Source organism: Ruminococcus sp. NK3A76, assembly GCF_000686125.1.
GTDB lineage: Bacteria > Bacillota > Clostridia > Oscillospirales > Ruminococcaceae > NK3A76.
Map to the genome: position 1 here is coordinate 1,391,767 of NZ_JMMA01000002.1, position 22,351 is coordinate 1,414,117.

The following is a 22,351-nucleotide window of genomic DNA, read 5'->3' on the forward strand; positions in this document are numbered from 1 at the left end:
CTACATTTACTACATACATTATATACTTTGTTTCGTGATTTGTCAATACCTAATTGTAAACATTCTGTAAATTACATCTAACTCCCTGCGGTGGCAAAGCCACTCGGCAAGGGAGCGATGTATATATATACGGTCTTTCGACCAAGAAAGGAGACGTTGTTTCATTGTTGTAGCTTTAGCCCTGCGCACTAAGGCTCGTCTATACAGCGAGAGCAAGCTCGCTGTATATCCTCAGCGTGCGTGTATTACAGTGGAAGGACGCCAAAGGCGTCTATTCTTTCCAAGGGGTGTAAAGATTTTAGTTTTATAGTGTGTGCCGACAAATAGATTGTTTCTTTAACCTGTTACTGCAAAGGATAATACACTTTCGTGTATTCAGGAAAGGTTATTCAGGGAGTTGACACTATAATATCTGTTTAGTGCAACTTGCAGCCTCCGCTTCGCTTCGGGTATTTTGCGAGTATTTGGGTAAGTACTGCTTTTCTTATGCGCACAGCGCACGGCTTGCGCCGTGTGCAATGTGAGCAGTACTTACTCTGGTTCTCGCAAAAGTTGACACTAAACTTGTTTATATTTAGTGCAACTCCTTTACTGTATTTTACATTGAATATATTATATCACGTTTGCAAGAGCTTGGCAACCCCCCCTGCCTTCATTGCATTTTCGATAGATTAATCAATGGCATTTTGCCAAAAATAAAAGACACCACTGACGGTGTCTTTTAAATAAACCAATATTAGATTACTCACTTCTTAAGCTCGACAATAGTTACGCCATCTTCGCCTTCACCGTATAGACCGGGTCGAGCGCTCTTGACCTGCGGGTGTCGCTTAAGATGTGTTCTTATAGCATTTTTGAGTACGCCTGTTCCTTTTCCGTGGATTATTGTCACAAGCCCTACGCCGGACATAACAGCACTGTCAAGGAAATTATCCACCTCGTAAATGCCGTCATCAGATGCATAACCTCTGATATCGAGCTCAGTGCTGACTCTCCTTGTCATTCGGCTCTCAACGCCCTTTGTGGACACCGAGCCACGTTTCTTGGGCTTCTTTGTATCTTTTTCCTTTTCTACAAGACGCAGCTTCTTTACATCGAGCTTGGTTTTCATAACACCGACCTGCACAAAGCACATACCCTTTGCATCAGGCGGATTAACAACAATACCCTTTCTGCCTGACTCGGCAATTATAACATTGTCACCCTTTTTAAGAGGCCTCGGCAGTACATAGCTGTCATCGTCCTTGGAAATAACAGGGTTTGCTTCTAAATACAGCTTGTTCATTGACGAACGCTGTTTCTGCTTGGCTTCAAGTGCCAGCTTTGAGAAATCCTGGCTTTCCTTTTCCTTGCGAACCTTTTCAAGCTCCTCAACAAGTGCCTGGCTCTCACGTTGAACACGGTTAACTATGTTCTGTGCTTCGGCTCTCGCCTTTTCAAGCTCCTGCTCACGCCTGAGTGCAAGCTCCTGTTTTTCGTGTTCAAGCTCTGCTCTGAGCTTTTCAGCAGTTCTTCTGTCAGATTCGGTCTTGCGCTTGTTTTCCTCAAGCTCAGTCCTCAGCTTGTCAAGGTCGTCAATAATAGCCTCAAACCGGCTGTTTTCATCAGTTACAAGCTCTTTTGCGTGCGCAATAACATCATCAGCAAGCCCCAGACGCTTTGATATGGCAAAAGCATTAGACTTTCCGGGTGTGCCGACTATCAACTTATATGTAGGCATAAGCGTGTTGACATCAAACTCACAGGAAGCGTTCTCGACTCTTTCTGTATCTATAGCATACATCTTAAGCTCCTGATAATGCGTTGTTGTTACAAGTGTAGCACCCTTCTGACGGAGCTTTTCAATTATAGCAACAGCAAGTGCTGCACCCTCTACAGGGTCAGTGCCCGAGCCAAGCTCATCAATAAGCACAAGACTCTGAAAATCAGCCGTATCAAGTATCTCGACTACCCTGTTCATATGCGATGAAAAAGTAGAAAGGCTCATCTCAATAGACTGCTTGTCGCCGATATCAACCAAGATATCATGAAAAACAGAAATCCTGCTGCCGTCAGTTACAGGGATAAGCAAACCGCACATAGTCATAAGAGTAAGCAGGCCGACAGTTTTCAGAACAACAGTCTTACCGCCGGTATTAGGACCTGTGATGATAAGAGATGTGTATCCCTCACCTATTTTGAAATCGACAGGTACAACGCTTTTTGGATCAATAAGCGGGTGTCTTGCTTTGTTAAGGATAATTACCCCGTCATCGCCTATCTCAGGCTTGCAGGCTCTCATGTCAGCTGCAAGATTGGCTTTTGAAAAGTATATATTGAGCTTTACAGCAGCCTCAAAGCTCGACATGAGCTGTTCGCTCTGTCCGGATATCTCAAAAGAAAACTCCCTGATGATCCTTCTTATCTCATCAAGCTCACGCCCTTTGAGTATCCTTATCTCATTGTTGGCTTCAACAACTGCAGCCGGCTCGATAAACAGAGTATTACCGCTTGCAGATGTGTCATGCACCATACCGCTGACGCTTCCCTTATGCTCTGTCTTTACTGGCAGGCAATATCTTCCGTCACGGATAGTTACTATAGCCTCCTGAAGATATTTCAGCGTTGATGCCGAGCGTATCATCTTATCAAGAGTCTCCCTGATCTTCAGCTCTGCATTTGATATCTTTCGTCTGATAGATGCAAGCTCGCTGCTCGCTTCATCGGCAAGATTGTTTTCATCAATTATCGACACATCAAGCCTTTGCTCTAAGTATCTGTCAGGATAAAGCATCTCGAAAAGAAACTCAAGGCTGCATTCCTCCTTGAGCTCTTTATGCCATTCTTCAAGCATTCTTATCTGATAAAGAAAACGCCTTATCTCAATAAGCTCCTTTAATGACAGCTCAGCACCTGAAACAGCGTGCTTTACTATCGGTGTAATATCTGTAAAGTTTATAAAATGCGGTGTTCCGTGCTGTATGGTAAGGCTAAGTGCATTATCTGTCCGCTCGACCTCACGCCTGACGTCGTCTATATCGACCGATGGCGTTATTTCAAGCGAAAGCTGCTTTGATACAGCATTTGAGCACAGATCACTCAGCTTTTGCAGTATTTTATGTAGTTCAAGTGTTTCAAAATATTTATTCATTTATTGCGCCTTATGCGGCACACTCCTTTCAGACAAGGTTGATCATTTTAAAGAAACTGCGGGCGTTGAAATGTCCTTTGAAATAGTAATTTACAAATGATTCCGAAAACTTTGTAAGCCATTTCTGAGCTTTGTCAGATAGTTTGAAGCTGAAAAGCTCATGATAATCACTAAGCGCAATATATCGAATGATATAAAGCATCTGCTTATCAAGGACAAAGTCAAAGCCATTGTTTCTGTCTTCCTCGGAGATGCAGTCATCACAAAGCAGCTTGCCTGTCTTTATGTTGAAATGCATCGAGTCAGACTCATACAGGTAGCAGTTATTGCAGGCTACAAGATTAGGACGAAAGCCAGTCTCGCAGAGCAGACGTATCTCATATATAGATTTTAAAAGCTCCGGCGGCTGCCTGTCCTTATCAAGTGAATAGAAGGTGTTGAGCGTAAGCCTTAGCACCTCGCCGTTATTGCTCTCAGCTATGCCGCAGTAATCAAGCAGCTCAGCAATATAAGCCGCAAGTGCAGAGCTTATCACATCAAGCCTTATACGGTAAAAGATAGTATCAGAGCTGCTGCTGTCAAGATAATACCTTTTCAATCCCTTAGAATCTGTCTTTTCGTCCACACAGAAATCGGAATAGGAAAAAAGCTGTGTAGCGCCGAGGTTTTTAGACTGCGGCTTGAAACCGCCGTTGCAGAAAATGCTTATAACGCCAAGCTCCTTAGTAAGCACAACTATGAGCTTGTTGTCACCTATTCTCTTTTCCTTTATCACCAGACCCTTGAATTTGATTAGGTTCTTCGACATTCCTTTTCTCTTCCTTCAGCTTATAGTTAAGATAATCAGAAACTGCTCCTGTTTTGATAAATTCCTGCCAGTAATCCATAATACATTTTCCTTTGCAATAAAGATATTGTAATAATATTCTTGGCAGAAATCCAGGTATTTATGTATACGTTTATATGTTATTTTAAGGAAAGGCCGAAATTCCTTATCATGCCTTCCCTATTGCGCCAGCCTTCCTTGACCTTGACCCAGAGATTGAGATTAACTTTTATCTGGAAAAACTCCTCCAGTTCTTCTCTTGCATCTGAGCCTATCTTTTTGAGCATACTGCCGCCTTTTCCGATAACTATCCTCTTATGAGACTCTCTCTCACAGAAAACTGTCGCTTCGATATCAAGAATAGCTTCACCGTTTCTTGAATCACGCTCATCAAGCCGCTCAATAGTCACAGCAATTCCGTGTGGGATCTCCTCGTTAAGATTATTAAGTGCCTTTTCTCTGATGATCTCAGCCATGATAACCTTTTCAGGTTGGTCGGTGAGCATATCATCAGGGAAATAGTGAGGGCCGTCTACAGCATACTTTTCAAGTGTTTCCATAACGATATCAAGACCGTCGTTTTCCTTGACACTTATAGGTATCACATCATCAAAATCAGCAATCGAGGAATACTCAGCTATCTTCCCTATAAGATCCTGCTTGTCCTCGATAAGATCTATCTTGTTGATAATTAGTATCTTCTTTGTATTGGCACTGCCTGAATTTGCAGCAAGAGCCTTATCTGTATCACCGAGCTTCTTAGTAACATCAACTACCAGCATAATCGTATCTACATCAGCAGCCGATTCGTTTATAGCTTCTATCATGTGCTCAGACAGTTTGTTCTTGGCCTTGTGCATACCGGGAGTATCCATAAACACATACTGCGTGTCTTCTTTAGTTACAACGCCGGTTATCTTTGTTCTTGTTGTCTGCGGCTTGTCACTTACTGCGGCTATCTTTTCCCCTACCAAAGCATTGAGGAGCGATGATTTGCCGACATTAGGTCTGCCTATTATAGTAACGAATGAGTTTTTTGTCTGTCTTTCCTGCATTTGCTATTATCCTTTCATTTGTCATAAAGCATAAAACGGCATATCATCTGCCGTTTTATAAGAATATTTTATTCGTGTGCGTGCTCGTCGATAACAAAGGTAGCATCTCTTGAAATGCCGAGGCTTTCAAGTATCTCCTCTTCCTTCTCACGCATTATGCGCTCATGAAGGCTGTCCTGCTCATGGTCATAGCCAAGAAGATGCAGCATCGAGTGAACTGTAAGAAAACCTATCTCTCTCTCAAGCGAATGGCCGTAGGCTGATGCCTGTTTAAGAGCCGTTTCAAGAGAAATAACTATATCACCGAGAATATATGCACCTGTCTCATTATTGAGGTCATATTCACCGTTCTCGCCCATCGGGAAGGACAGAACGTCTGTCGGGCGGTCAACATCACGGTATTCCTTATTGAGCTCGTGTATACGCTCATCATTAACGAACGAAACGCTTACCTCGCTGTCGCCCTGAAACTTCTCGCTTTCAGTAACGGCATGGCAGCATTTACGAATAAGCAGCCTTATTCCTACAGGCACCTTGACCTCGGTCTGATTATTCATTATTGATACTTTTACCTTACCCATATCACGCTTTCCTTCCTTCATTATATTTTTCATAAGCCTTGATAATATCCTGAACGAGCTTATGTCTTACTACATCCTTTTCAGTAAACCTATTAATAGAGATATCCGACACATTTTTAAGCACCTTGACTGCTTCAACAAGACCCGAACGCCTTTTATCCGGCAGATCTATCTGTGTGACATCGCCTGTTATAACTATCTTTGAATTGAACCCAAGCCTTGTCAGAAACATTTTCATCTGCTCAGGCGTGGTATTCTGTGCTTCGTCAAGTATTATAAACGAATCATCAAGCGTTCTTCCTCGCATATATGCAAGCGGAGCAACTTCAATAGCGCCCTTTTCTTGCTGCCTTGTAAAGCTCTCAGGCCCTAACATCTCAAACAGAGCATCATAAAGCGGCCTGAGGTAAGGGTCAACCTTGTTCTGAAGGTCACCGGGCAGAAAACCCAGCTTCTCCCCTGCTTCAACAGCAGGCCTTGTAAGGATTATCCTGTTGACCTCATGCGCCTTGAACGCTTTTACCGCCATAGCCACAGCAAGATACGTCTTACCTGTGCCGGCAGGGCCAATACCGATCGTTATCGTGTTTTCCTTTATTGCGCTTACATAACGCTTCTGCCCAAGTGTCTTAGGCTTTACCATTTTTCCGCCGACAGTTATGCAGATACCGTCACTCGTGAGCTTTTCTACCTGATCGGCACTGCCTTCATCTATAAGAGAGAAAATATACATCAGATTCTGTGTGCTGATACGTTCTCCCTTTCTGATAAGACCAATCAGAGAATCTATACATCCAGCCGCCTTATCAACATTTTCCTGCTCACCGGAAACTCTTATATCAGTTCCCCGGCAGAGGATAACAACACCGTACTGCCGCTGTATCAGATTTATATTCTCATCATAATCGCCGAAAACAGCCAGAGTCTCCTCCATGCTGTCAAGGCTGATATTCTTCTCTGTCATTAAACAGCCCCTATTCCTTTGTTTACTCTCCTTTATTATAACACATATTTTAGAAAAAAGCAATTACTATTCTGATAAATTATACAGAAATATTACTCTTTGTTTAAATAAATATCTGCCTGTTCACCAATTTCACCGTATAATGTATATATCAGTTTTACAGTTACACCGTCATCAGCCCTTGAAACAGTTTTCTTTAAATCCTTTATCTCATACCCTGTAAGAAGCTCTGTCTCATAGTTTCTGATACTGCTCTCAATCTTTTCATCTATCTGCTCATCGGTAAAGGTATTGATAGCCTCGGTATATTCGCTGTATTCGACCTTTGTTATGGCAACAGGCAGCTCTATACCAAAAACAGACACAGGTTCCCTAATGGCATTGTAAGTGTATGTGCCTTCAATATCCCTTATAAACAGTGGGATATCCGCATCAAATATATTTAGATAGTTTACTGTGATCTCCTTCCCTGTAGGAGTGTTGATGCACTGCTCATACGGGAAGAAAAACTCCGCCTGCTTTTCAAATGTTCCATATACACGTCCACTTGCACGCATATACTGTGTGACTTCTGTCTCTTTATTGTCCTTGCCTGAACTGATGAGCTTTTTTCGCTCACCGCTTATAAGAATATCCCCTGCCCTTACGCCGCTGCCTATCTTTACATTAAGATCACCGCAAAAAACCTCTGCTTTATCGACCACACAGTCATGAAGTGCCACAACATTACAAGGCAGCCGCTTATTATCGGAAACAGGCTTGGGGATATTATCAATAGTATCAATAACAAGTGTGCTGCCCTGTTCAGATATCCCTACCCAGCTTATCCCATTCACTTTGCGCTTTAGCTCACGTTCGAGCTTGACATAATCAAACCCGTCCTTGAAGCTGCCTATGTGAAGTCCGTTTTCATCGAGCACACTTAGAATATCCGCCCTGACCTGTTCGCTGTCATTTTCAATATTTATTCTCAGTATCATATGAGAAAACACACTGCACAGAATAATTGATATCACTATCCCGACAACAAGCCCCGAATGAAGCATAACATTCTTTATAAGTCTGCGCCTGATGCTGATATGTTTGTCCTGAAGCTGAGTTACGCTGCCATATTTTGCCGCAAGTCTCTCTATCCTCTTTATATTTGATGTGTGGGTCGATATAAACAGCATTTCATTCCTATCTTGTATCTGCTCACATTCAATACCGCATTTGACGATATTGTCTAATAGCTTATATCTTTTTACACCGCTGATCATTAGCACACAGCAATTTTTATCCTTTCTCATAATATCACTTCCCTGAAATACGGCGCTGTTTTTCAAGCTCAATACCGGTTATGTTCCCATTCACTTCAACTATACTGTATTCATAGTTTGAAAGCGTAAGTCCGCTGCCCCACACTTTTATACTGAAACCAGAGGCTTCAATGTTTACATATATCTCATTACATTCAACTATATTCTGCACATTCTCTATAACTGCGCATCTGTCATCAACAATACTGATAAAAGCATTGATAAAAGCAAGATCTCTGAGCTTTTCTTTTAAATGCGATTTCATACCTGCACCCCTCCAGCTTTATATTAGATTATATTAGCCAGAGGACTGACATATACATTATAAAAAAGAAAAGGCAGGTAAACAACATGGAAAACATCAGAAAAGCAGCTGTATACTTTACTGCGATATCATTGTGCGTAATGCTGACAGTTTACGCAGATACTTCACTAACTGCTGCAAAGGAAGCGATCGAGAGATGCCTGAATATACTTATACCCTCACTCTTTATATTTATGGCCGTGTCAGGACTGCTTATCAGGACAGGGGCATACAAGATACTATCCCTCCCCTTTTACCCGATAGCAAGATTTGTCTATAAAATGCCATATGAGCTGTTTTCAGTGATGCTAATATCAAATCTTGCCGGCTTTCCAATAGGCGCATCAATGCTTGGTGAGCTGACTGATAACGGCAGCATTGACAAAAGGACCGCATCAGTTATGCAGTGCTTTTGTTACGCCGGTGGGCCGTCATTCTCAATTGGTGTTATCGGATTGTTTTTATACAACGACAAGCGAATAGGCCTGATCGTCTGGCTAAGCACTTTTCTTTCAAATCTAATTGCTGCACTTATTCTATGCAGGATATTCAGACTAAAACCTGTCAGACAAACTGAGCGAACAGCTTTCAGCTCCGAAGATCTTATAAAATGCACCGAGAACGCCGGAAGTTCAATGCTGATGATATGCGGCCTTGTTATCATATTCTGTGTCTGTATGGCTGATGTACAAAGGCTGTTTGACAGTTTTCTTCGCATAAACTCTCAGAAAAAGTCGCTTATCAAAACTGTATTTGAGCTATCAAGCATTACTTCACTTAATAATGCAAGCTATGAACTCATCCCGATAATAACAGCACTTTTCAGCTTTGGCGGTGTATGTGTGCTTATACAGATGATCTCAACCGTCAAAGGCAGATACCCGCTTACGCTGTTTTTTATCACAAGACTGCCGATATCTTTGCTCAGTGGCTTTATTGCCGGCAGAATGACCGATCACTTTATAGAAAAGGCTGAATACTGCATATCTGCAAGAAAAGATTTTATAGTCAATTTCAACAATTTTATACCGTCGGTTTGTTTGATATTAATGATTTTTTTACTACTTTTCAAAAAAGGGGTAGCATTTTTTCGAGATATGTGATATAATTTACTATGTAAGATTTTAATTACTTTTTCAAAGGAGTTGTATATAAAAATGGCAAAGAAAAAGAATTATTTCGGCAACGAGATCTCTCCCTCGTGCTCATATTGCGCTTTTGGTAATCGTTCAAGAGAAGGTAATAAGGTGCTTTGTGAGAAGCAGGGTCTTGTTGATGCGGATTACAGCTGTAAAAAATGGGTCTATGATCCTATAAAGAGAATTCCTAAGAAGCAGCTCAACATACCTAATCAGGAAGATGATGTAATATAAATATATAAAAACAGACGGTTCATTGGCCGTCTGTTTTCTTTATATTATCTATCTGCTTATTGGCTGTAACAGCTCTTTCACTATCAGTAGGAAATAATGAGATGTAGTTATAGAATGCATAGCCGCTGTATCTTTCAAGCCCTCTGGTGCTGTTTATCTGAAGTGATAGTATATCGCTCTTGTCAATAAACTCCTCATCGGTATATATCTTATATGCTGCAAGGCCGATTATAAGGCTTACACTCTCATTTTTCACAAGCTCGTTCCATTCCTGGGCGCAGCTTTCAAATGGCAGCACGCTGTTTTCAAAACCAAAATATATCTGAGGCGCAATATAATCAATATATCCATTCTCACTGCACCATTTTCCCACATCTGCATACATATACTCGTAGTTATTGTTTATATTTCCCTGAGGAGATATGCCAAACAAAATGCTTTCATCTAAGCTCTTGACTGTTTTATATACTGATGAAACGAGCTTGTTGATGTTCTCAGTCCGCCAGCTTTTAAGGTCACTCTCTCCGGAAAGCTCAAAAGCCATTGCATCAAAGCTCTCGTCTGTCGTGGGATAAAAGTAATCATCAAAATGTATGCCGTCAACATCATAATTATCGATTATCTCTTTTACACCGTCACAGATAAGCGTTATAACATCATCATATGCCGGGTCAAGCCAGTAGTGGTCGTCAGTCGTAACATATTTTAGCCTGTCATCATCGGAATTATACCACTTTGTTATCTGTAGCTCATTGTCAGCTTTATCAAGCTCCTGCTTAGTCTCGCATCTAAGCGGATTTATCCATGCATGAACTGATAATTCATTATTATGCGCAATATCCGTCATAAGCTCCAACGGGTCATAATCTATGTCGCCAAATGTCTTTGTTTTCTGAAATAGCGACGAATCATAAAAGGCATCACCGAATGCTCTGCAATGTATATATAACGTGTTTACCCCTATCGACTTACAGCGGCGGCATACTTCCTCAAAGCCTTGTATAAACTCCTCTTTGCTTTTCTGATAAAACAGTTCATTAAGGTCGATATATGACAGCCATATCGCCTTTTGTTCACTGTAGTTTAGTTTGTCATTGCTTTTGTTCAGCGTTGAGATAGGCGTTATCATTTCATTGCCAAGCTGAGAAAGCATACCTGAATTGTCTTGCAATATCAGCTTATTGTAATTATCTGTTTCACCGATTCGCTCACCGCAGCTGCAAAGTGTCAACGCCAGCAGCACCGGCAATACCTTTATTTTATTATTCATCACTATCCCTCCGCACACTTTTTACTATAAGTATACGCAGGAAAATGAACATATATACAAAAACGGCGGACAACCTGTGTCCGCCGTTTTATGTAGTCAACTACTTATCGTCTTCGTGAGTTGTCAGGTTCTGAGCAATAGCCCATTTCTTAACTCTTATCTTGCTTCTGTCACCGCCGGTCTCGATAACAACAGTGTCTTCCTTGACCTGGAAAACTATACCTACAATACCGCCGTTTGTAACTACCTCATCGCCTATCTCAAGGTTCTCTCTCATTGCCTTGTCTCTTTTTTCCTGGTTTCTCTGAGGTCTTAATATAAATAAATAGAAAAACACAAAGATAAGTGCTAACGGTAAAAAAGTTACAAGCATCTGTGTTGTCGAGCTAGCCTGTGCCTCTGCTAAAATCGCTGCGTTCATTAATAATTCCTCCGTTTCAGTTGTTCTTATGTTTTATATATTCATCAATATGAGCAGCGGCCTTTTTGCCGGCACCCATAGCAAGAATCACTGTAGCTGCACCTGTCACGGCATCTCCGCCGGCATAAACAGCATCTTTTGAAGTTCTCATGCTTTCTTCATCTACCACAAGGCAGCCACGCTTGTTTGCTTCAAGCCCGGGTGTAGTCGAGCGTATCAGCGGATTAGGAGATGTACCTATTGCCATAATTACTGTATCTACATCAAGCTCATATTCAGAACCTTCAACAGCCACAGGGCTTCTTCTGCCGCTCTCATCAGGCTCTCCAAGCTCCATTTTAATGCAGGTCATACCGCATACATTACCGTTCTCATCACCGTCTATCTTGACAGGATTATTGAGTACAAGGAATTCTATCCCTTCCTCCATTGCGTGATGAACTTCTTCCTTTCTTGCAGGCATTTCATCAAGCGAACGTCTGTATATGATATAAACGTGCTCAGCGCCAAGACGCATAGCACTTCTTGCAGCGTCCATAGCCACATTTCCGCCACCGCATACAGCGACCGAGCGGGAACGCTTTATAGGTGTGTCGTAGTCATCAAGATACGCCTTCATAAGATTTATTCTTGTGAGGTATTCATTTGCTGAGTAAACGCCTACAAGGCCTTCGCCCTCTATTCCCATAAACCTGGGAAGCCCGGCACCGGAGCCTACAAAAATAGCCTCATAGCCTCTTTCAAGAAGCTCATCTATAGAAAGCACCTTGCCTATAACCATGTTTGTTTCGATATCAACACCGAGCTCCTTAAGACCGTCTATCTCATGAGAAACGATAGCCTTGGGAAGACGGAATTCGGGTATGCCGTACATCAGTACGCCGCCTGCTGTATGGAATGCCTCAAAAACCGAAACATCATATCCCAGCTTTGCAAGATCTCCTGCACAGGTAAGACCGGAGGGGCCTGCACCTACAACAGCTACTTTATGACCGTTTAAAACAGGCTTTTCTATTGAAGCCGAGGAGCAGTTCTCTCTTACATAGTCAGCGCAAAAACGCTCTAATCTGCCTATTGCAACAGGTTCGCCCTTTACGCCTCTTACGCACTTGCTTTCACACTGACGCTCCTGCGGACAAACTCTGCCGGTGACAGCAGGAAGGCTGTTTGTTGACTTGATAACAGCATATGCTTCCTCAAACCTGCCTTCAACGACCTTAGCAATGAAATCCGGTATCTTTACACCGACCGGACAGCCTGTAGTGCATGGTCTGTTCTTACAGTTGAGGCATCTTGATGCTTCGAGCATTGCTTGCTCTGGTGTATATCCAAGAGTTACTTCCTTGAAATTTCTTGCCCTTACTTTCGGGTCCTGTTCAGTTACAGGGGTCTTGTTAGGTGACATATTCGGCATATTACCTCACCTCCCCTGTAAGATTGCATACATGAGACTTTTCCTGATTCCTGTATGTGCCGTTTCTTCTCATAAGCTCATCAAAATCGACCTTATGGCCGTCAAAATCAGGGCCGTCAACACAAGCATACTTTATCTTGCCGTCAACAGTTACACGACAGCCGCCGCACATACCTGTGCCGTCTACCATGATAGGGTTGAGAGAGACTAAAGTTTTTATTCCATAAGGCTCAGTTACCTTGCAGACGAATTTCATCATCGGTACAGGGCCAATTGCAATGACCTCATCATACTTTGCTCCGCCGTCGATAAGCTCCTGCAGTTTGTTTGTAACAAAGCCATGATAGCCGTATGAACCGTCATCTGTGCAAATATGAAGTGCATCACTGGCTTCTTTCATTTCGTCTTCTATAATGACGATATCCTTACTTCTGAAGCCTGCGATAAGATCAACATAAACTCCCATATTATGCAGCTTTTTAGACTGCGGATATGCTATAGCACAGCCTACACCGCCGCCTACTACTGCAACACGCTTTATATCCTTTTCATACTCAGTAGCAACACCAAGAGGTCCCACAACATCAAGTATATAGTCACCCTCATTGAGTGCAGCGAGCTTCTGAGTCGAGCCTCCTACTGTCTGGAATATGATAGTGATAGTTCCGTTTACCTTGTCACTGTCAGCAACTGTGAGGGGAACACGCTCTCCTCTCTCATCTACTCTGTATATTATAAACTGTCCTGCATCTACCTTAGCCGCTATATATGGTGCTTCGATCTTCATCAATATGACCTGATCGTTAAGAATACGCTTTTGTGCGATCCTGAACATATCTGCGCCTCCTTTATTCCATCATCTTTAAGAATTCTTCCTCGGAAATGACCGGAACACCAAGCTCCTGTGCTTTTACGAGCTTGCTACCGGCTTCTTCTCCTGCAAGAACGTAGCTTGTCTTTTTTGAGACAGAGCCGCTTGCCTTCCCACCATATTTTTCAATAAGTTCCTTTGCCTCGTCACGCTTCATAGTAGGAAGTGTGCCTGTAAGAACAAAGGTCTTTCCTTCAAATCTGTTATCTACACGGGTCTTACTGTATGAAGTGTTGACCCCTCTGGCTTTGAGTCTTTCAACAAGCGAGAGCAAATGCTCATCTCTGAAAGCATTGTAAACACTCGCAGCCATTATATCTCCAAAGCCGTCTATCTCTGCTATCTGCTCAGATGTAGCAGATATTATATCATCAAGGCCGCCGAACCTCTCGCAAAGCAGCTTAGCAGAAGCAGCGCCTATATTTCTTATCCCAAGACCAAAAAGCAATCTGTCAAGCGAATTGCTCTTAGATGCATCAATCGCTTTTATAAGATTATCAGCCGATCTTTCTTTAAAACCTTCCAACGAAAGCAGCTTCTCAGCAGTCAGATCATAAAGATCGGCAATGCCGTTGATCAGGCCGCTGTCAAGCAGCTGTCTAACTATCTGAGGGCCAAGTCCGTCGATATTCATAGCGCCCTTTGACGCAAAATGCACAAGCTGCCTGAAAAGCTGTGCAGGACATTCTACATTTGTACATCTGATAGCAGCCTCGTCCTGTATCCTTTCAACAGAGCCGCCGCAAACAGGGCATCTGTCAGGCAATACAAAATGTGCATCGCCGGATAGTTTCTGGCTTACGCTCAGCACCTCAGGGATAATATCTCCTGCTTTTCTGACAGTGATGATATCACCGACTGATATATTCTTTTCAATGATAAAATCCTGATTATGAAGTGTAGCCCTTGAAACGCTTGTGCCTGCAAGGAATATCGGCTCAAAAACAGCGACAGGTGTCAGAACGCCAGTCCTGCCGACGTTGACTTCGATATCGAGCAGCTTAGTATCCTTCTCCTCGGGCGGGAATTTATAAGCGACCGCCCATTTCGGCACTTTAGCTGTAGCGCCCAGCAGCTCACGCTGAGAAAAGCTGTCAACTTTTATTACCACACCGTCTATATCAAACGGAAGATCAAATCTGTTTTTGCCTATCTCCTCGATACAACTGATGATCTCATCATATGTCTTTACTTTTTTATAATCAGGAACAGTCTTGAAACCCAGTTCCTTGATAAAATCAAGAGACTGCTTATGCGATGTAAGTTCCTCGCCTTTGATCTGCTGGATATTGAAGCAGAAAATATCGAGCTTACGCTTTGCTGTGACCTTTGAATTCTTCTGCCTTAGAGAACCTGCCGCAGCATTTCTTGGATTTTTGAAAGGCTGTTCGCCGTTTATCTCCTGCTCCTCAACGAGCTTTTCAAAAGCATTTCTCGGCATATAGACTTCGCCTCTTACCTCTATAAGAGGAAGCTCTTTTTTAAGTTTGAGCGGTACTGAGCGGATAGTCTTTATGTTGGCAGTAACATCTTCACCAACAAATCCGTCGCCTCTGGTCGAGCCGACTGTAAGCTCGGAATCCTGATACATCAGTGATACAGACAAGCCGTCGATCTTTGGCTCAACAACAAACTCAGGATCACTCACCTGCGAAGCGACTCTCTCAAAGAAAGCTCTGACCTCGTCAAACGAGAATACGTCCTGCAATGAGCCCATCTGCACCCTGTGCTCGACCTTTTCAAAGGAAGATAATGCCATTCCGCCTACACGCTGTGTCGGAGAGTCTTTTCTGATAAGCTCCGGGAACTGTTCTTCAAGACCTCTGAGCTCACGCTGAAGCATATCATACTCATAATCATCTATCTCATTCTGATCAAGGACATAATATAGATATGCATGATGATTTAAAAGCTCAACGAGTTCATCTATTCTATTTTGAGCAGTCTGCTTATCCATAACACACACTCCAAAACACTAATATATTTATTTTACCACAAATCAGTTTTTATTTCAAGTGTTTAAGGGAAAATTAATCATTATTTAAATAAACACCCGGTATTTTTCCGACAATTACCGTCTCAGATATAAGAAACTCCTGGCTGACCTCGATATTTATATCTTTCCCCGGCATCACAGCATTAATCTCTGCTTTAATAAGCAGCTTTAGACAATGCTTTGTCTGGTTGATACCACAGCTTTCAAATGTACTTACAAGCTCAGTCTTTACATCAGATATATTGTGATAGTAAACGTCAATATCAAAACCCTTTCCGCTAAGCACATCTATTCCGCTAAGCGCCCCGACAGGAACAGATGTCTTATTGTCTTTAATACTGTTCAGCGCTTTCGAGATCCTTGACCCGAGATCGCTGTTTATAGCATTTATCCTTACACTGTCTGTAGTTATACCTGTTATTACACCTTCATCGTCATAGCTTATGTGTATAAGCTCACCCATATCACCTTTTTCTTTAAGAAAATCATCAAGCTCATCATATATTATATCACTTGTCTGCTGCGCTGCTGCATCTGTTACGATAGTTCTCAGCTTCCTGTCAAATGCTGTCAACACAAGAATAACTGTAAAAAGAACTACTGCCGCTGCAATAATAAGAATATAAGACAGCCTGAGCCTTACCGAACTGTATTTTCGCATAATTTCACCCCCTGACTATAATATAGCAGAGGGCGTAAAAAAGTGAAAAACGGACAGGCTTTAGAACCTGTCCGCCGATAATTATTTTGCTTTAACTGCGTCTGTAGCTGTCTTAACGATATTGTCAGCGCTGAGACCGAACTGCTTAAGAAGCTCAACAGCAGGGCCGGAATGACCAAATACATCGTTGACACCTATCTTGATTAGCTTTGTAGGACACTTAGCTGCAAGAACATCTGCAACAGCAGAGCCAAGACCGCCGATAACGGAATGCTCCTCAACTGTGAGCACAAGGCCAGTCTTCTTAGCAGCCTCGATGATGATATCCTCATCAATAGGCTTGATAGTGTGGATATTTATAACTGTAGCCTTGATACCGTTTGCTCTGAGGACCTTTTCTGCTTCAAGAGCTTCGTTGACCATAAGGCCGGAAGCGATTATAGCAATATCCTCACCGTCAGCGAGCTTGATGCCCTTGCCAAGTTCAAACTTGTATGTTGCAGGGTCATTGAACACAGGAACAGCAAGTCTGCCAAATCTCATATATACAGGACCATTATGCTGAATAGCAGCCTCAACAGCAGCTCTTGCTTCAACGTCATCAGCAGGATTGATGATGACCATGCCGGGTATAGTTCTCATAAGTGCTATATCCTCATTACACTGGTGTGTTGCACCGTCTTCACCGACAGAGATACCAGCGTGTGTAGCACCTATCTTGACATTGAGGTGGGGGTAGCCTATAGAGTTTCTAACCTGCTCAAATGCTCTGCCAGCTGCAAACATTGCAAAAGTAGAAGCAAAAGGTATCTTGCCTGTAGCAGCAAGACCGGCAGCTACGCACATCATATTGCTCTCTGCGATACCGCAGTCAAAATGTCTCTCAGGGAATTTCTTCTTGAAAATACCTGTCTTTGTAGCAGCAGCAAGGTCTGCATCAAGAACGTAGAGATTCTCATATTTATCGCCGAGCTCAGCAAGTGCGTTGCCATAGCTCTCTCTTGTAGCTATCTTTTTAACATCAGCCATTTGTAAACACCGTTCCTTTCTTAGTTAGCTTCAAGTGCTGCAAGAGCTGCCTCAAGCTCGCTCTTTGCCTGCTCGTACTGCTCAGCATTCGGAGCAGCACCATGCCATGAAACGTTGTTTTCCATATATGATACGCCCTTGCCCTTAACGCTCTTCTGAATGATAGCTACAGGCTGGCCGCAGATCTTCTCTGCTTCGTCAAAAGCCTTCTCGATCGAATCAAAATCATGTGCGTCCATTTCAATAACGTGCCAGCCGAAAGCCTTGAACTTGTCAACTATCGGGTAAGGCGACATAACGTCCTTGATATTGCCGTCGATCTGGAGACCGTTATTATCAACAACAGCGATAAGATTATCGAGCTTGTAGTGAGCTGCAAACATGGCAGCCTCCCATACCTGACCTTCCTGTATCTCGCCGTCGCCAAGAACTGTGTATACCTTATATGTATCGTTGGAAATCTTAGCAGAAAGAGCCATGCCGCAAGCTACAGATATGCCCTGGCCGAGAGAGCCGGAAGACATATCAACACCGGGAATAGTGATGCAGGGATGACCCTGGAGCATAGCGCCTATATGACGCAGCGACTTAAGCTCATCTGTAGAGAAGAAGCCCCTGTTAGCAAGTGTGGAATAAAGCGCCGGTGCTGTATGACCCTTGGAAAGAACAAATCTGTCTCTGCCGGGTTCGTCGGGCTTATCAGGGTAAACATTCATTTTTGCAAAATAAAGATATGTAAGTGTATCAGCTATAGAGAGCGACCCACCCGGGTGCCCCGATTTTGCATTAAAAACACCCTCAATGATCCCAAGACGTACTTTACAAGCCTGAATCTCAAGCTTCTTTTTTAATCCTGCGTCCATACAATAAACCTCCAAAAAATTATTAAAAGCCAAAATAGGCTTCAGCCTAACTGTGAATATATGTAGTCAATAACTGCCGCTATAGCGTTCTCCTCGCATGAGACATCAAGAACGATATCACATATATCCTTGACATCTTTAACTGCATTTGAGGGGCATATACCAATATCAGCAGTTTTGAGCATTTCTATATCGTTGTTGTAATCACCTACTGCGACCACAGTAAAGTCCTGCATTCCGCACACTTTACGCATCGCATCAAGACCGGCTCCTTTTGTGATGTTCTGAGGAAGTATCTCATAATACTCCTTTGCAGAGCGCACAAAATCTATCCCCTGCCAGTTCTTGCTCTCGACATAGCTTATCAGCCGCTGCATTCTCTCCGGCTCATAAGCAAACAGCACCTTATACCAGTTATCAGGTATATCATCAAGATCACACAGCACAGGGTCTACCTTGCAGATGACATTATGCTGCGCCTCGACATCATTCATCTGAGGAACATACACATTGTCAAGCGTTAGAACCTCGCAGCCAACATCAGGATTATCAGCAAGTATCTGCCTTACGATATCCTTGGTAAAAGCCGGCACATAAACATCACTTATCTGCCTTTTGTTATTCATATCATAAACCATGCCGCCGTTGCACATTATAATGGGACAATTCACTTTGAATGCCCCGAAATACTGTGAAGCAGCCTGCAATGCTCTGCCGGTAGCTATCGAAAACAAGCCGCCTTTTTTCTGAAAGCCGGCAATAGCATCAAGACTTTTCTGCCCGGGCTTCTTTGAAGCAGGTAAAAAAGTTCCGTCCATATCAGTTATAAGCAGTACCCTGCTTATGCTTTCAAACATCTGTATACCTCTATCTGATCTTATTTAAAACCCCGGTGAAATAATCGGGAAGCTCACTTTCAAACTCCATATACTCCTTTGTCTGAGGGTGGATAAAGCCGAGCTTTTTTGCATGAAGGCACTGCCCTTCTAACCCCTTGAACGGTTTGCCGTAAACATCATCGCCAAGCACAGGGTGCCCGATATACGCACAATGCACTCTTATCTGATGAGTTCTTCCCGTTTCAAGGATAAACTTCATATATGCATATTTATCATATTGCTCTATTACTTCAAAATGCGTCACAGCGTTCTTGCTGTTTTGCATACAAACACACATTTTCTTCCTGTCACGCTTGTCACGGCCGATAGGCGCATCTACAGTACCGCTTTGCTCGCCAAATCTACCGCAAACGACCGCCCTGTATTCCCTTGTAAAGGAATGCTCGCTTATCTGTTGTGCCAGAAAATTATGTGCATTATCAGTTTTTGCAACAACGAGCAGACCGCTCGTGTTCTTGTCTATCCTGTGGACTATGCCGGGTCTTATCACACCGTTTATCGACGAAAGCCTGCCCTCACAATGAAAAAGCAGCGCATTGACGAGCGTTTTGTCAGGATTTCCGGGAGCCGGGTGTACGACCATACCTTTTGGCTTGTTGACAACAAGCAGCTCATCGTCTTCATAGACAATATCAATTGGGATATCCTGTGCTTCGACATCAAGCTCTTTAGGCTCAGGGATATCTATAAGCACCGAATCTCCATTTCTCAGCTTATAGCTTTTGCCGACAGGTGAGCCGTTTACTGTAACACCACCGTCGTCTATCAGCTTCTGCAAAGAATTCCTTGTAATATCTATTTCCTTTGATATCAGCCATTTGTCTATCCTCGTGCCGACATCTTCGATACCGGCAATAAAACTATAGCTATTCATCAGTCTTTGCCTTTGTATCATCTGTGGCTTTATCTGTCTTCTCTTTCTTATCCTTATCACTTTCCGAGAAGAAAATATAAGCTACAAGCAGTATTTCACCTACGACCACGCATATATCAGCAAAATTGAAGACCGGAAAGTCTATCAGCTTGAAGCTGATGTAGTCAACGACCTCTTTAATGCGTATCCTGTCTATCAGATTGCCGATACCGCCGGCGATTATCATTGATATAGATATCGCCTCTATCTTTTTCAGGCTCTTGCGCCTTACAGTCATATACGCAACGCCGGCAATAAGAACGATTATCGGCAGAACAACAAGAAACCACGTTTTGCCCTGCATGATGCTCCATGCAGCACCGGTGTTTCTTATATGCGTCAGTTCAAGCACCCTTGTGTCGCCGAAAGATATCAGGTTTTTGATCTCTCCGATAGAGAAGTTCTTTACAACGACATACTTGATAAGCTGGTCAACAGCAGTAAGAACAGCTATCAGGACAAATGCGATTATCAGCATCATCAGTTATTCATTCCGAACTTAAGCTCGGAAACATCATTCTTCGGGATAACAGGCTCTACAGAATCAGCACTAAGTGCCTCATCAAGCCTCTGTACACTGTCAGAGAGCTCCTCGTCATCAGATCCGGCATCTACTTCTGCCTCATCTTCTGTATACTCGCCCTCATCATAGTCTTCATACTCTTCATCAAGGTTATCTTCATACTCATCGAGCTCTTGCTCAGTCATTTCAGGTATCTGCATAATGAGCTGGAGCTGCTGCTTGTAAAGCTCGGTAAGATTAGCCTTGAAATATGTCACCTCTGCCTTGAGCTTCTCATAGTTTGCCTGCTCCTCGGCATACTGATTCTTGACATCAACGATATATCTCTGAGTTTCCTCTGTGTTTTCCTTAATAAGTGCAGCACACTTTTCCTTGTGCTCCCTGACGATCCTCTCGCACTCAGCAGAGCTCTCCTCGGATATCCTGATCTGCTCTGTCTTTGCAGATTCGATCATATCCCTTGCTTCAGTCTTGGCATTATTAAGGATCTTGTTAGCTTCCTTCTGAGCTGTAAGAAGTGCGTCCTTGATAGCATCTTCATCAGCTCTGTATTCATTTATCTTTTCAACGAGAGCTACGATCTTTTCTTCGCTCTCTCTGTTTTTTGCTTCAGCTTCTTCGAGTGCAGCAGCAGCCTTCTTTAAAAACTCTGCTACCTCAGCTGTATCAAAACCATATTTTGTTGTCTCAAAGGTCTTTGCCCTTATCTCTCCTGCGCTAAGCATAATAACATCCTCCTAAAGATATTTTTTTACAACAATATTTATCCTGCCCTTTTTGGTCTCACGGCAGCTTTCAAGCTCAAATTTACCGTGCCCCCGGACAGAAAACACTCCTCCGATATCTATTTTTTGAGAAGCGGAGCTTACCTCTTTATGATCAAGGCTGACAAGCGACGATCTGATAAGTGCTGATGCCTTGTCTCTTGAAACACCGGCAGCAGCTGATACAACACCGTCGATCCTAAGCGAGCTGACAGTTGCATTTATCAGCTTAAAGCTCACCAGCGGTACGACAGACTCATCAAAACCCTCAGACACTTTAACACCGACCCTGCCTATCTTGCTGACAGACAATACATCATCTGCAACGGTTTCATAGACAAAAGTGCAGCTCTTTCCATCACCGACGAGTATGTCGCCTATGCACTCACGCTTTATATCAAGCGACATAAGAGCACCAAGTATATCACGGTGCGTAAGCCTGTCCACACTGCGGTATGTAAAGGTCACAGGCTTTAAAGGAAAATCAGCGTTCTCAGGTCTGCTATATTCATCAAACACAGCAAGTATCTTTCTCTGTGCGTTTTCATATCCGCCATAGAAAGAAAAACCTTCCGCCTTTATTGAAGCAAGCACAGTCTGAGCAAGCTGCTGTTTTCTTTCGTCAAGAAAAAATGTATAAAGCGGCCTGTATATCTGCTGTGCCTTCTCGTATTTATCGGTTATGTTTCTGAGAAGTATCTTTTCATCGTCACTAAGCCCGGGAATAAACGAAAAGTCTTTATTCCCCATTAAAAGCTATAGCCGTTATTTTCTATCTCATTGAGAAGATCCTTGCCCTCGAACTTTACGTTGTCAGGATAAATAGCAAAGGTCTTCTGAGCCATCATCTTGATAGTTGCATCGTTGGCATAAGCAACGCCCGAAAGAAAATCAAGTATTCTTCTTGCGTCCTCGCTCTTTACAGTCTCGAGGTTGAGAAGAACAGTCTTTCCGGCATTAACATCATTACCTATATTTGTAACCTCAGAAAAATCATTGGGTCTTGCAAGAACAAGTGCCAGCGAGTCCTTTGTGGAGCTGTTGGAAGTTATCCTTGTCTCTCTTGCCTTAGCCTCGCCGTATGATGTGCTGATAGGTCTTTCCTGTGCCATTTTTGGTTCCTCCTCATAATAATTCTCACTATAATTTCCGTTTTCGTATGCATTATCTTCGGTTTCCGGGTCCGGTATTATCTC

General features: G+C 42.9%; 23 protein-coding genes. 2 read left to right on the top strand and 21 right to left on the bottom strand.

Going from position 1 to position 22,351, the window contains the following annotated elements:
* Nucleotides 1-745: 745 nt before the first annotated feature.
* From CD05_RS0106625 to CD05_RS0106655, 7 genes are all read right to left on the bottom strand, one after another.
* Nucleotides 746-3,130 carry an endonuclease MutS2 gene (locus CD05_RS0106625; protein ID WP_028509834.1) on the bottom strand — a complete coding sequence of 795 codons (2,385 nt, stop codon included), beginning with the start codon at nt 3,128-3,130 and terminating at the stop codon, nt 746-748.
* A 28-nt stretch (nt 3,131-3,158) separates the two neighbouring features.
* A complete protein-coding gene (recO, locus tag CD05_RS0106630; protein WP_028509835.1) occupies nt 3,159-3,938 on the bottom strand; it encodes a DNA repair protein RecO in 780 nt (259 codons plus the stop codon).
* A 158-nt stretch (nt 3,939-4,096) separates the two neighbouring features.
* Nucleotides 4,097-5,011, bottom strand: coding sequence for a GTPase Era (gene era / locus CD05_RS0106635; protein ID WP_028509836.1), 915 nt, complete (start codon nt 5,009-5,011; stop codon nt 4,097-4,099).
* Nucleotides 5,012-5,079: 68 nt separating this feature from the next.
* Entirely contained in the window at nt 5,080-5,592 is a 513-nt protein-coding gene (gene ybeY, locus CD05_RS0106640; RefSeq protein ID WP_028509837.1) for an rRNA maturation RNase YbeY, read from the bottom strand.
* Between the two features lies 1 nt (nt 5,593).
* Entirely contained in the window at nt 5,594-6,556 is a 963-nt protein-coding gene (locus CD05_RS0106645; protein WP_028509838.1) for a PhoH family protein, read from the bottom strand.
* Nucleotides 6,557-6,648: 92 nt separating this feature from the next.
* The gene (locus CD05_RS0106650; RefSeq protein ID WP_028509839.1) at nt 6,649-7,845 is read right to left on the bottom strand and encodes a sporulation protein YqfD; all 1,197 of its coding nucleotides are present in this window, start codon (nt 7,843-7,845) and stop codon (nt 6,649-6,651) included.
* 4 nt (nt 7,846-7,849) lie between these two features.
* The gene (locus tag CD05_RS0106655) at nt 7,850-8,119 is read right to left on the bottom strand and encodes a YabP/YqfC family sporulation protein (RefSeq protein WP_028509840.1); all 270 of its coding nucleotides are present in this window, start codon (nt 8,117-8,119) and stop codon (nt 7,850-7,852) included.
* Between the two features lie 86 nt (nt 8,120-8,205).
* Here CD05_RS0106655 and CD05_RS0106660 point away from each other — a divergent pair, with 86 nt between their 5' ends.
* Nucleotides 8,206-9,261, top strand: a complete 1,056-nt coding sequence (locus tag CD05_RS0106660) for a hypothetical protein (protein ID WP_028509841.1) — start codon at nt 8,206-8,208, stop codon at nt 9,259-9,261.
* A 54-nt stretch (nt 9,262-9,315) separates the two neighbouring features.
* Nucleotides 9,316-9,531, top strand: a complete 216-nt coding sequence (locus tag CD05_RS0106665) for a hypothetical protein (RefSeq protein ID WP_028509842.1) — start codon at nt 9,316-9,318, stop codon at nt 9,529-9,531.
* Between the two features lie 19 nt (nt 9,532-9,550).
* Here the strand turns inward: CD05_RS0106665 and CD05_RS17740 are convergent, their stop codons facing one another.
* The 14 genes from CD05_RS17740 to CD05_RS20300 form a co-directional block, all read right to left on the bottom strand.
* Nucleotides 9,551-10,801 carry a family 10 glycosylhydrolase gene (locus CD05_RS17740; protein ID WP_051588861.1) on the bottom strand — a complete coding sequence of 417 codons (1,251 nt, stop codon included), beginning with the start codon at nt 10,799-10,801 and terminating at the stop codon, nt 9,551-9,553.
* A 100-nt stretch (nt 10,802-10,901) separates the two neighbouring features.
* Complete coding sequence (gene yajC, locus CD05_RS0106675) at nt 10,902-11,222, bottom strand: preprotein translocase subunit YajC (RefSeq protein WP_028509843.1); 321 nt, start codon at nt 11,220-11,222, stop codon at nt 10,902-10,904.
* A gap of 16 nt (nt 11,223-11,238) precedes the next feature.
* On the bottom strand, nt 11,239-12,636 hold the full coding sequence (gene gltA, locus CD05_RS0106680; protein ID WP_028509844.1) for an NADPH-dependent glutamate synthase: 1,398 nt from the start codon (nt 12,634-12,636) through the stop codon (nt 11,239-11,241).
* Between the two features lies 1 nt (nt 12,637).
* Entirely contained in the window at nt 12,638-13,471 is an 834-nt protein-coding gene (locus tag CD05_RS0106685) for a sulfide/dihydroorotate dehydrogenase-like FAD/NAD-binding protein (protein WP_028509845.1), read from the bottom strand.
* A 13-nt stretch (nt 13,472-13,484) separates the two neighbouring features.
* The gene (ligA, locus tag CD05_RS0106690) at nt 13,485-15,464 is read right to left on the bottom strand and encodes an NAD-dependent DNA ligase LigA (RefSeq protein ID WP_028509846.1); all 1,980 of its coding nucleotides are present in this window, start codon (nt 15,462-15,464) and stop codon (nt 13,485-13,487) included.
* A 73-nt stretch (nt 15,465-15,537) separates the two neighbouring features.
* Nucleotides 15,538-16,164 carry a sporulation protein YunB gene (yunB, locus tag CD05_RS0106695; protein ID WP_028509847.1) on the bottom strand — a complete coding sequence of 209 codons (627 nt, stop codon included), beginning with the start codon at nt 16,162-16,164 and terminating at the stop codon, nt 15,538-15,540.
* Nucleotides 16,165-16,245: 81 nt separating this feature from the next.
* Nucleotides 16,246-17,193 (bottom strand): transketolase family protein, encoded by a 948-nt coding sequence (locus CD05_RS0106700; RefSeq protein ID WP_028509848.1) that lies wholly within the window; start codon nt 17,191-17,193, stop codon nt 16,246-16,248.
* A gap of 20 nt (nt 17,194-17,213) precedes the next feature.
* A complete protein-coding gene (locus tag CD05_RS0106705) occupies nt 17,214-18,056 on the bottom strand; it encodes a transketolase (protein ID WP_028509849.1) in 843 nt (280 codons plus the stop codon).
* Nucleotides 18,057-18,097: 41 nt separating this feature from the next.
* Nucleotides 18,098-18,913 (bottom strand): Cof-type HAD-IIB family hydrolase, encoded by an 816-nt coding sequence (locus tag CD05_RS0106710; protein ID WP_028509850.1) that lies wholly within the window; start codon nt 18,911-18,913, stop codon nt 18,098-18,100.
* Between the two features lie 10 nt (nt 18,914-18,923).
* On the bottom strand, nt 18,924-19,829 hold the full coding sequence (locus tag CD05_RS0106715; RefSeq protein ID WP_028509851.1) for an RluA family pseudouridine synthase: 906 nt from the start codon (nt 19,827-19,829) through the stop codon (nt 18,924-18,926).
* Nucleotides 19,822-20,349, bottom strand: coding sequence for a signal peptidase II (gene lspA / locus CD05_RS0106720; RefSeq protein ID WP_156947335.1), 528 nt, complete (start codon nt 20,347-20,349; stop codon nt 19,822-19,824). Before lspA ends, CD05_RS0106715 begins: the two co-directional genes overlap by 8 nt.
* Nucleotides 20,349-21,116: a DivIVA domain-containing protein gene (locus tag CD05_RS0106725; protein ID WP_028509853.1), complete on the bottom strand. Its 768-nt coding sequence runs from the start codon at nt 21,114-21,116 to the stop codon at nt 20,349-20,351. Before CD05_RS0106725 ends, lspA begins: the two co-directional genes overlap by 1 nt.
* Before the next feature lie 12 nt (nt 21,117-21,128).
* A complete protein-coding gene (locus CD05_RS0106730; protein ID WP_028509854.1) occupies nt 21,129-21,905 on the bottom strand; it encodes a YlmH/Sll1252 family protein in 777 nt (258 codons plus the stop codon).
* A complete protein-coding gene (locus CD05_RS20300; RefSeq protein WP_242841241.1) occupies nt 21,905-22,267 on the bottom strand; it encodes a cell division protein SepF in 363 nt (120 codons plus the stop codon). The genes CD05_RS0106730 and CD05_RS20300 overlap by 1 nt, the downstream gene beginning before the upstream one ends.
* Nucleotides 22,268-22,351 lie beyond the last annotated feature (84 nt).

Coding starts and splice junctions, on each gene's coding strand:
- CD05_RS0106625 (WP_028509834.1), bottom strand. CDS start 3,130: ATGAATAAATATTTTGAAACACTTGAACTACATAAAATACTGCAAAAG.
- recO (WP_028509835.1), bottom strand. CDS start 3,938: ATGTCGAAGAACCTAATCAAATTCAAGGGTCTGGTGATAAAGGAAAAG.
- era (WP_028509836.1), bottom strand. CDS start 5,011: ATGCAGGAAAGACAGACAAAAAACTCATTCGTTACTATAATAGGCAGA.
- ybeY (WP_028509837.1), bottom strand. CDS start 5,592: ATGGGTAAGGTAAAAGTATCAATAATGAATAATCAGACCGAGGTCAAG.
- CD05_RS0106645 (WP_028509838.1), bottom strand. CDS start 6,556: ATGACAGAGAAGAATATCAGCCTTGACAGCATGGAGGAGACTCTGGCT.
- CD05_RS0106650 (WP_028509839.1), bottom strand. CDS start 7,845: ATGAGAAAGGATAAAAATTGCTGTGTGCTAATGATCAGCGGTGTAAAA.
- CD05_RS0106655 (WP_028509840.1), bottom strand. CDS start 8,119: ATGAAATCGCATTTAAAAGAAAAGCTCAGAGATCTTGCTTTTATCAAT.
- CD05_RS0106660 (WP_028509841.1), top strand. CDS start 8,206: ATGGAAAACATCAGAAAAGCAGCTGTATACTTTACTGCGATATCATTG.
- CD05_RS0106665 (WP_028509842.1), top strand. CDS start 9,316: ATGGCAAAGAAAAAGAATTATTTCGGCAACGAGATCTCTCCCTCGTGC.
- CD05_RS17740 (WP_051588861.1), bottom strand. CDS start 10,801: ATGAATAATAAAATAAAGGTATTGCCGGTGCTGCTGGCGTTGACACTT.
- yajC (WP_028509843.1), bottom strand. CDS start 11,222: ATGAACGCAGCGATTTTAGCAGAGGCACAGGCTAGCTCGACAACACAG.
- gltA (WP_028509844.1), bottom strand. CDS start 12,636: ATGCCGAATATGTCACCTAACAAGACCCCTGTAACTGAACAGGACCCG.
- CD05_RS0106685 (WP_028509845.1), bottom strand. CDS start 13,471: ATGTTCAGGATCGCACAAAAGCGTATTCTTAACGATCAGGTCATATTG.
- ligA (WP_028509846.1), bottom strand. CDS start 15,464: ATGGATAAGCAGACTGCTCAAAATAGAATAGATGAACTCGTTGAGCTT.
- yunB (WP_028509847.1), bottom strand. CDS start 16,164: ATGCGAAAATACAGTTCGGTAAGGCTCAGGCTGTCTTATATTCTTATT.
- CD05_RS0106700 (WP_028509848.1), bottom strand. CDS start 17,193: ATGGCTGATGTTAAAAAGATAGCTACAAGAGAGAGCTATGGCAACGCA.
- CD05_RS0106705 (WP_028509849.1), bottom strand. CDS start 18,056: ATGGACGCAGGATTAAAAAAGAAGCTTGAGATTCAGGCTTGTAAAGTA.
- CD05_RS0106710 (WP_028509850.1), bottom strand. CDS start 18,913: ATGTTTGAAAGCATAAGCAGGGTACTGCTTATAACTGATATGGACGGA.
- CD05_RS0106715 (WP_028509851.1), bottom strand. CDS start 19,829: ATGAATAGCTATAGTTTTATTGCCGGTATCGAAGATGTCGGCACGAGG.
- lspA (WP_156947335.1), bottom strand. CDS start 20,349: ATGATGCTGATAATCGCATTTGTCCTGATAGCTGTTCTTACTGCTGTT.
- CD05_RS0106725 (WP_028509853.1), bottom strand. CDS start 21,116: ATGCTTAGCGCAGGAGAGATAAGGGCAAAGACCTTTGAGACAACAAAA.
- CD05_RS0106730 (WP_028509854.1), bottom strand. CDS start 21,905: ATGGGGAATAAAGACTTTTCGTTTATTCCCGGGCTTAGTGACGATGAA.
- CD05_RS20300 (WP_242841241.1), bottom strand. CDS start 22,267: ATGGCACAGGAAAGACCTATCAGCACATCATACGGCGAGGCTAAGGCA.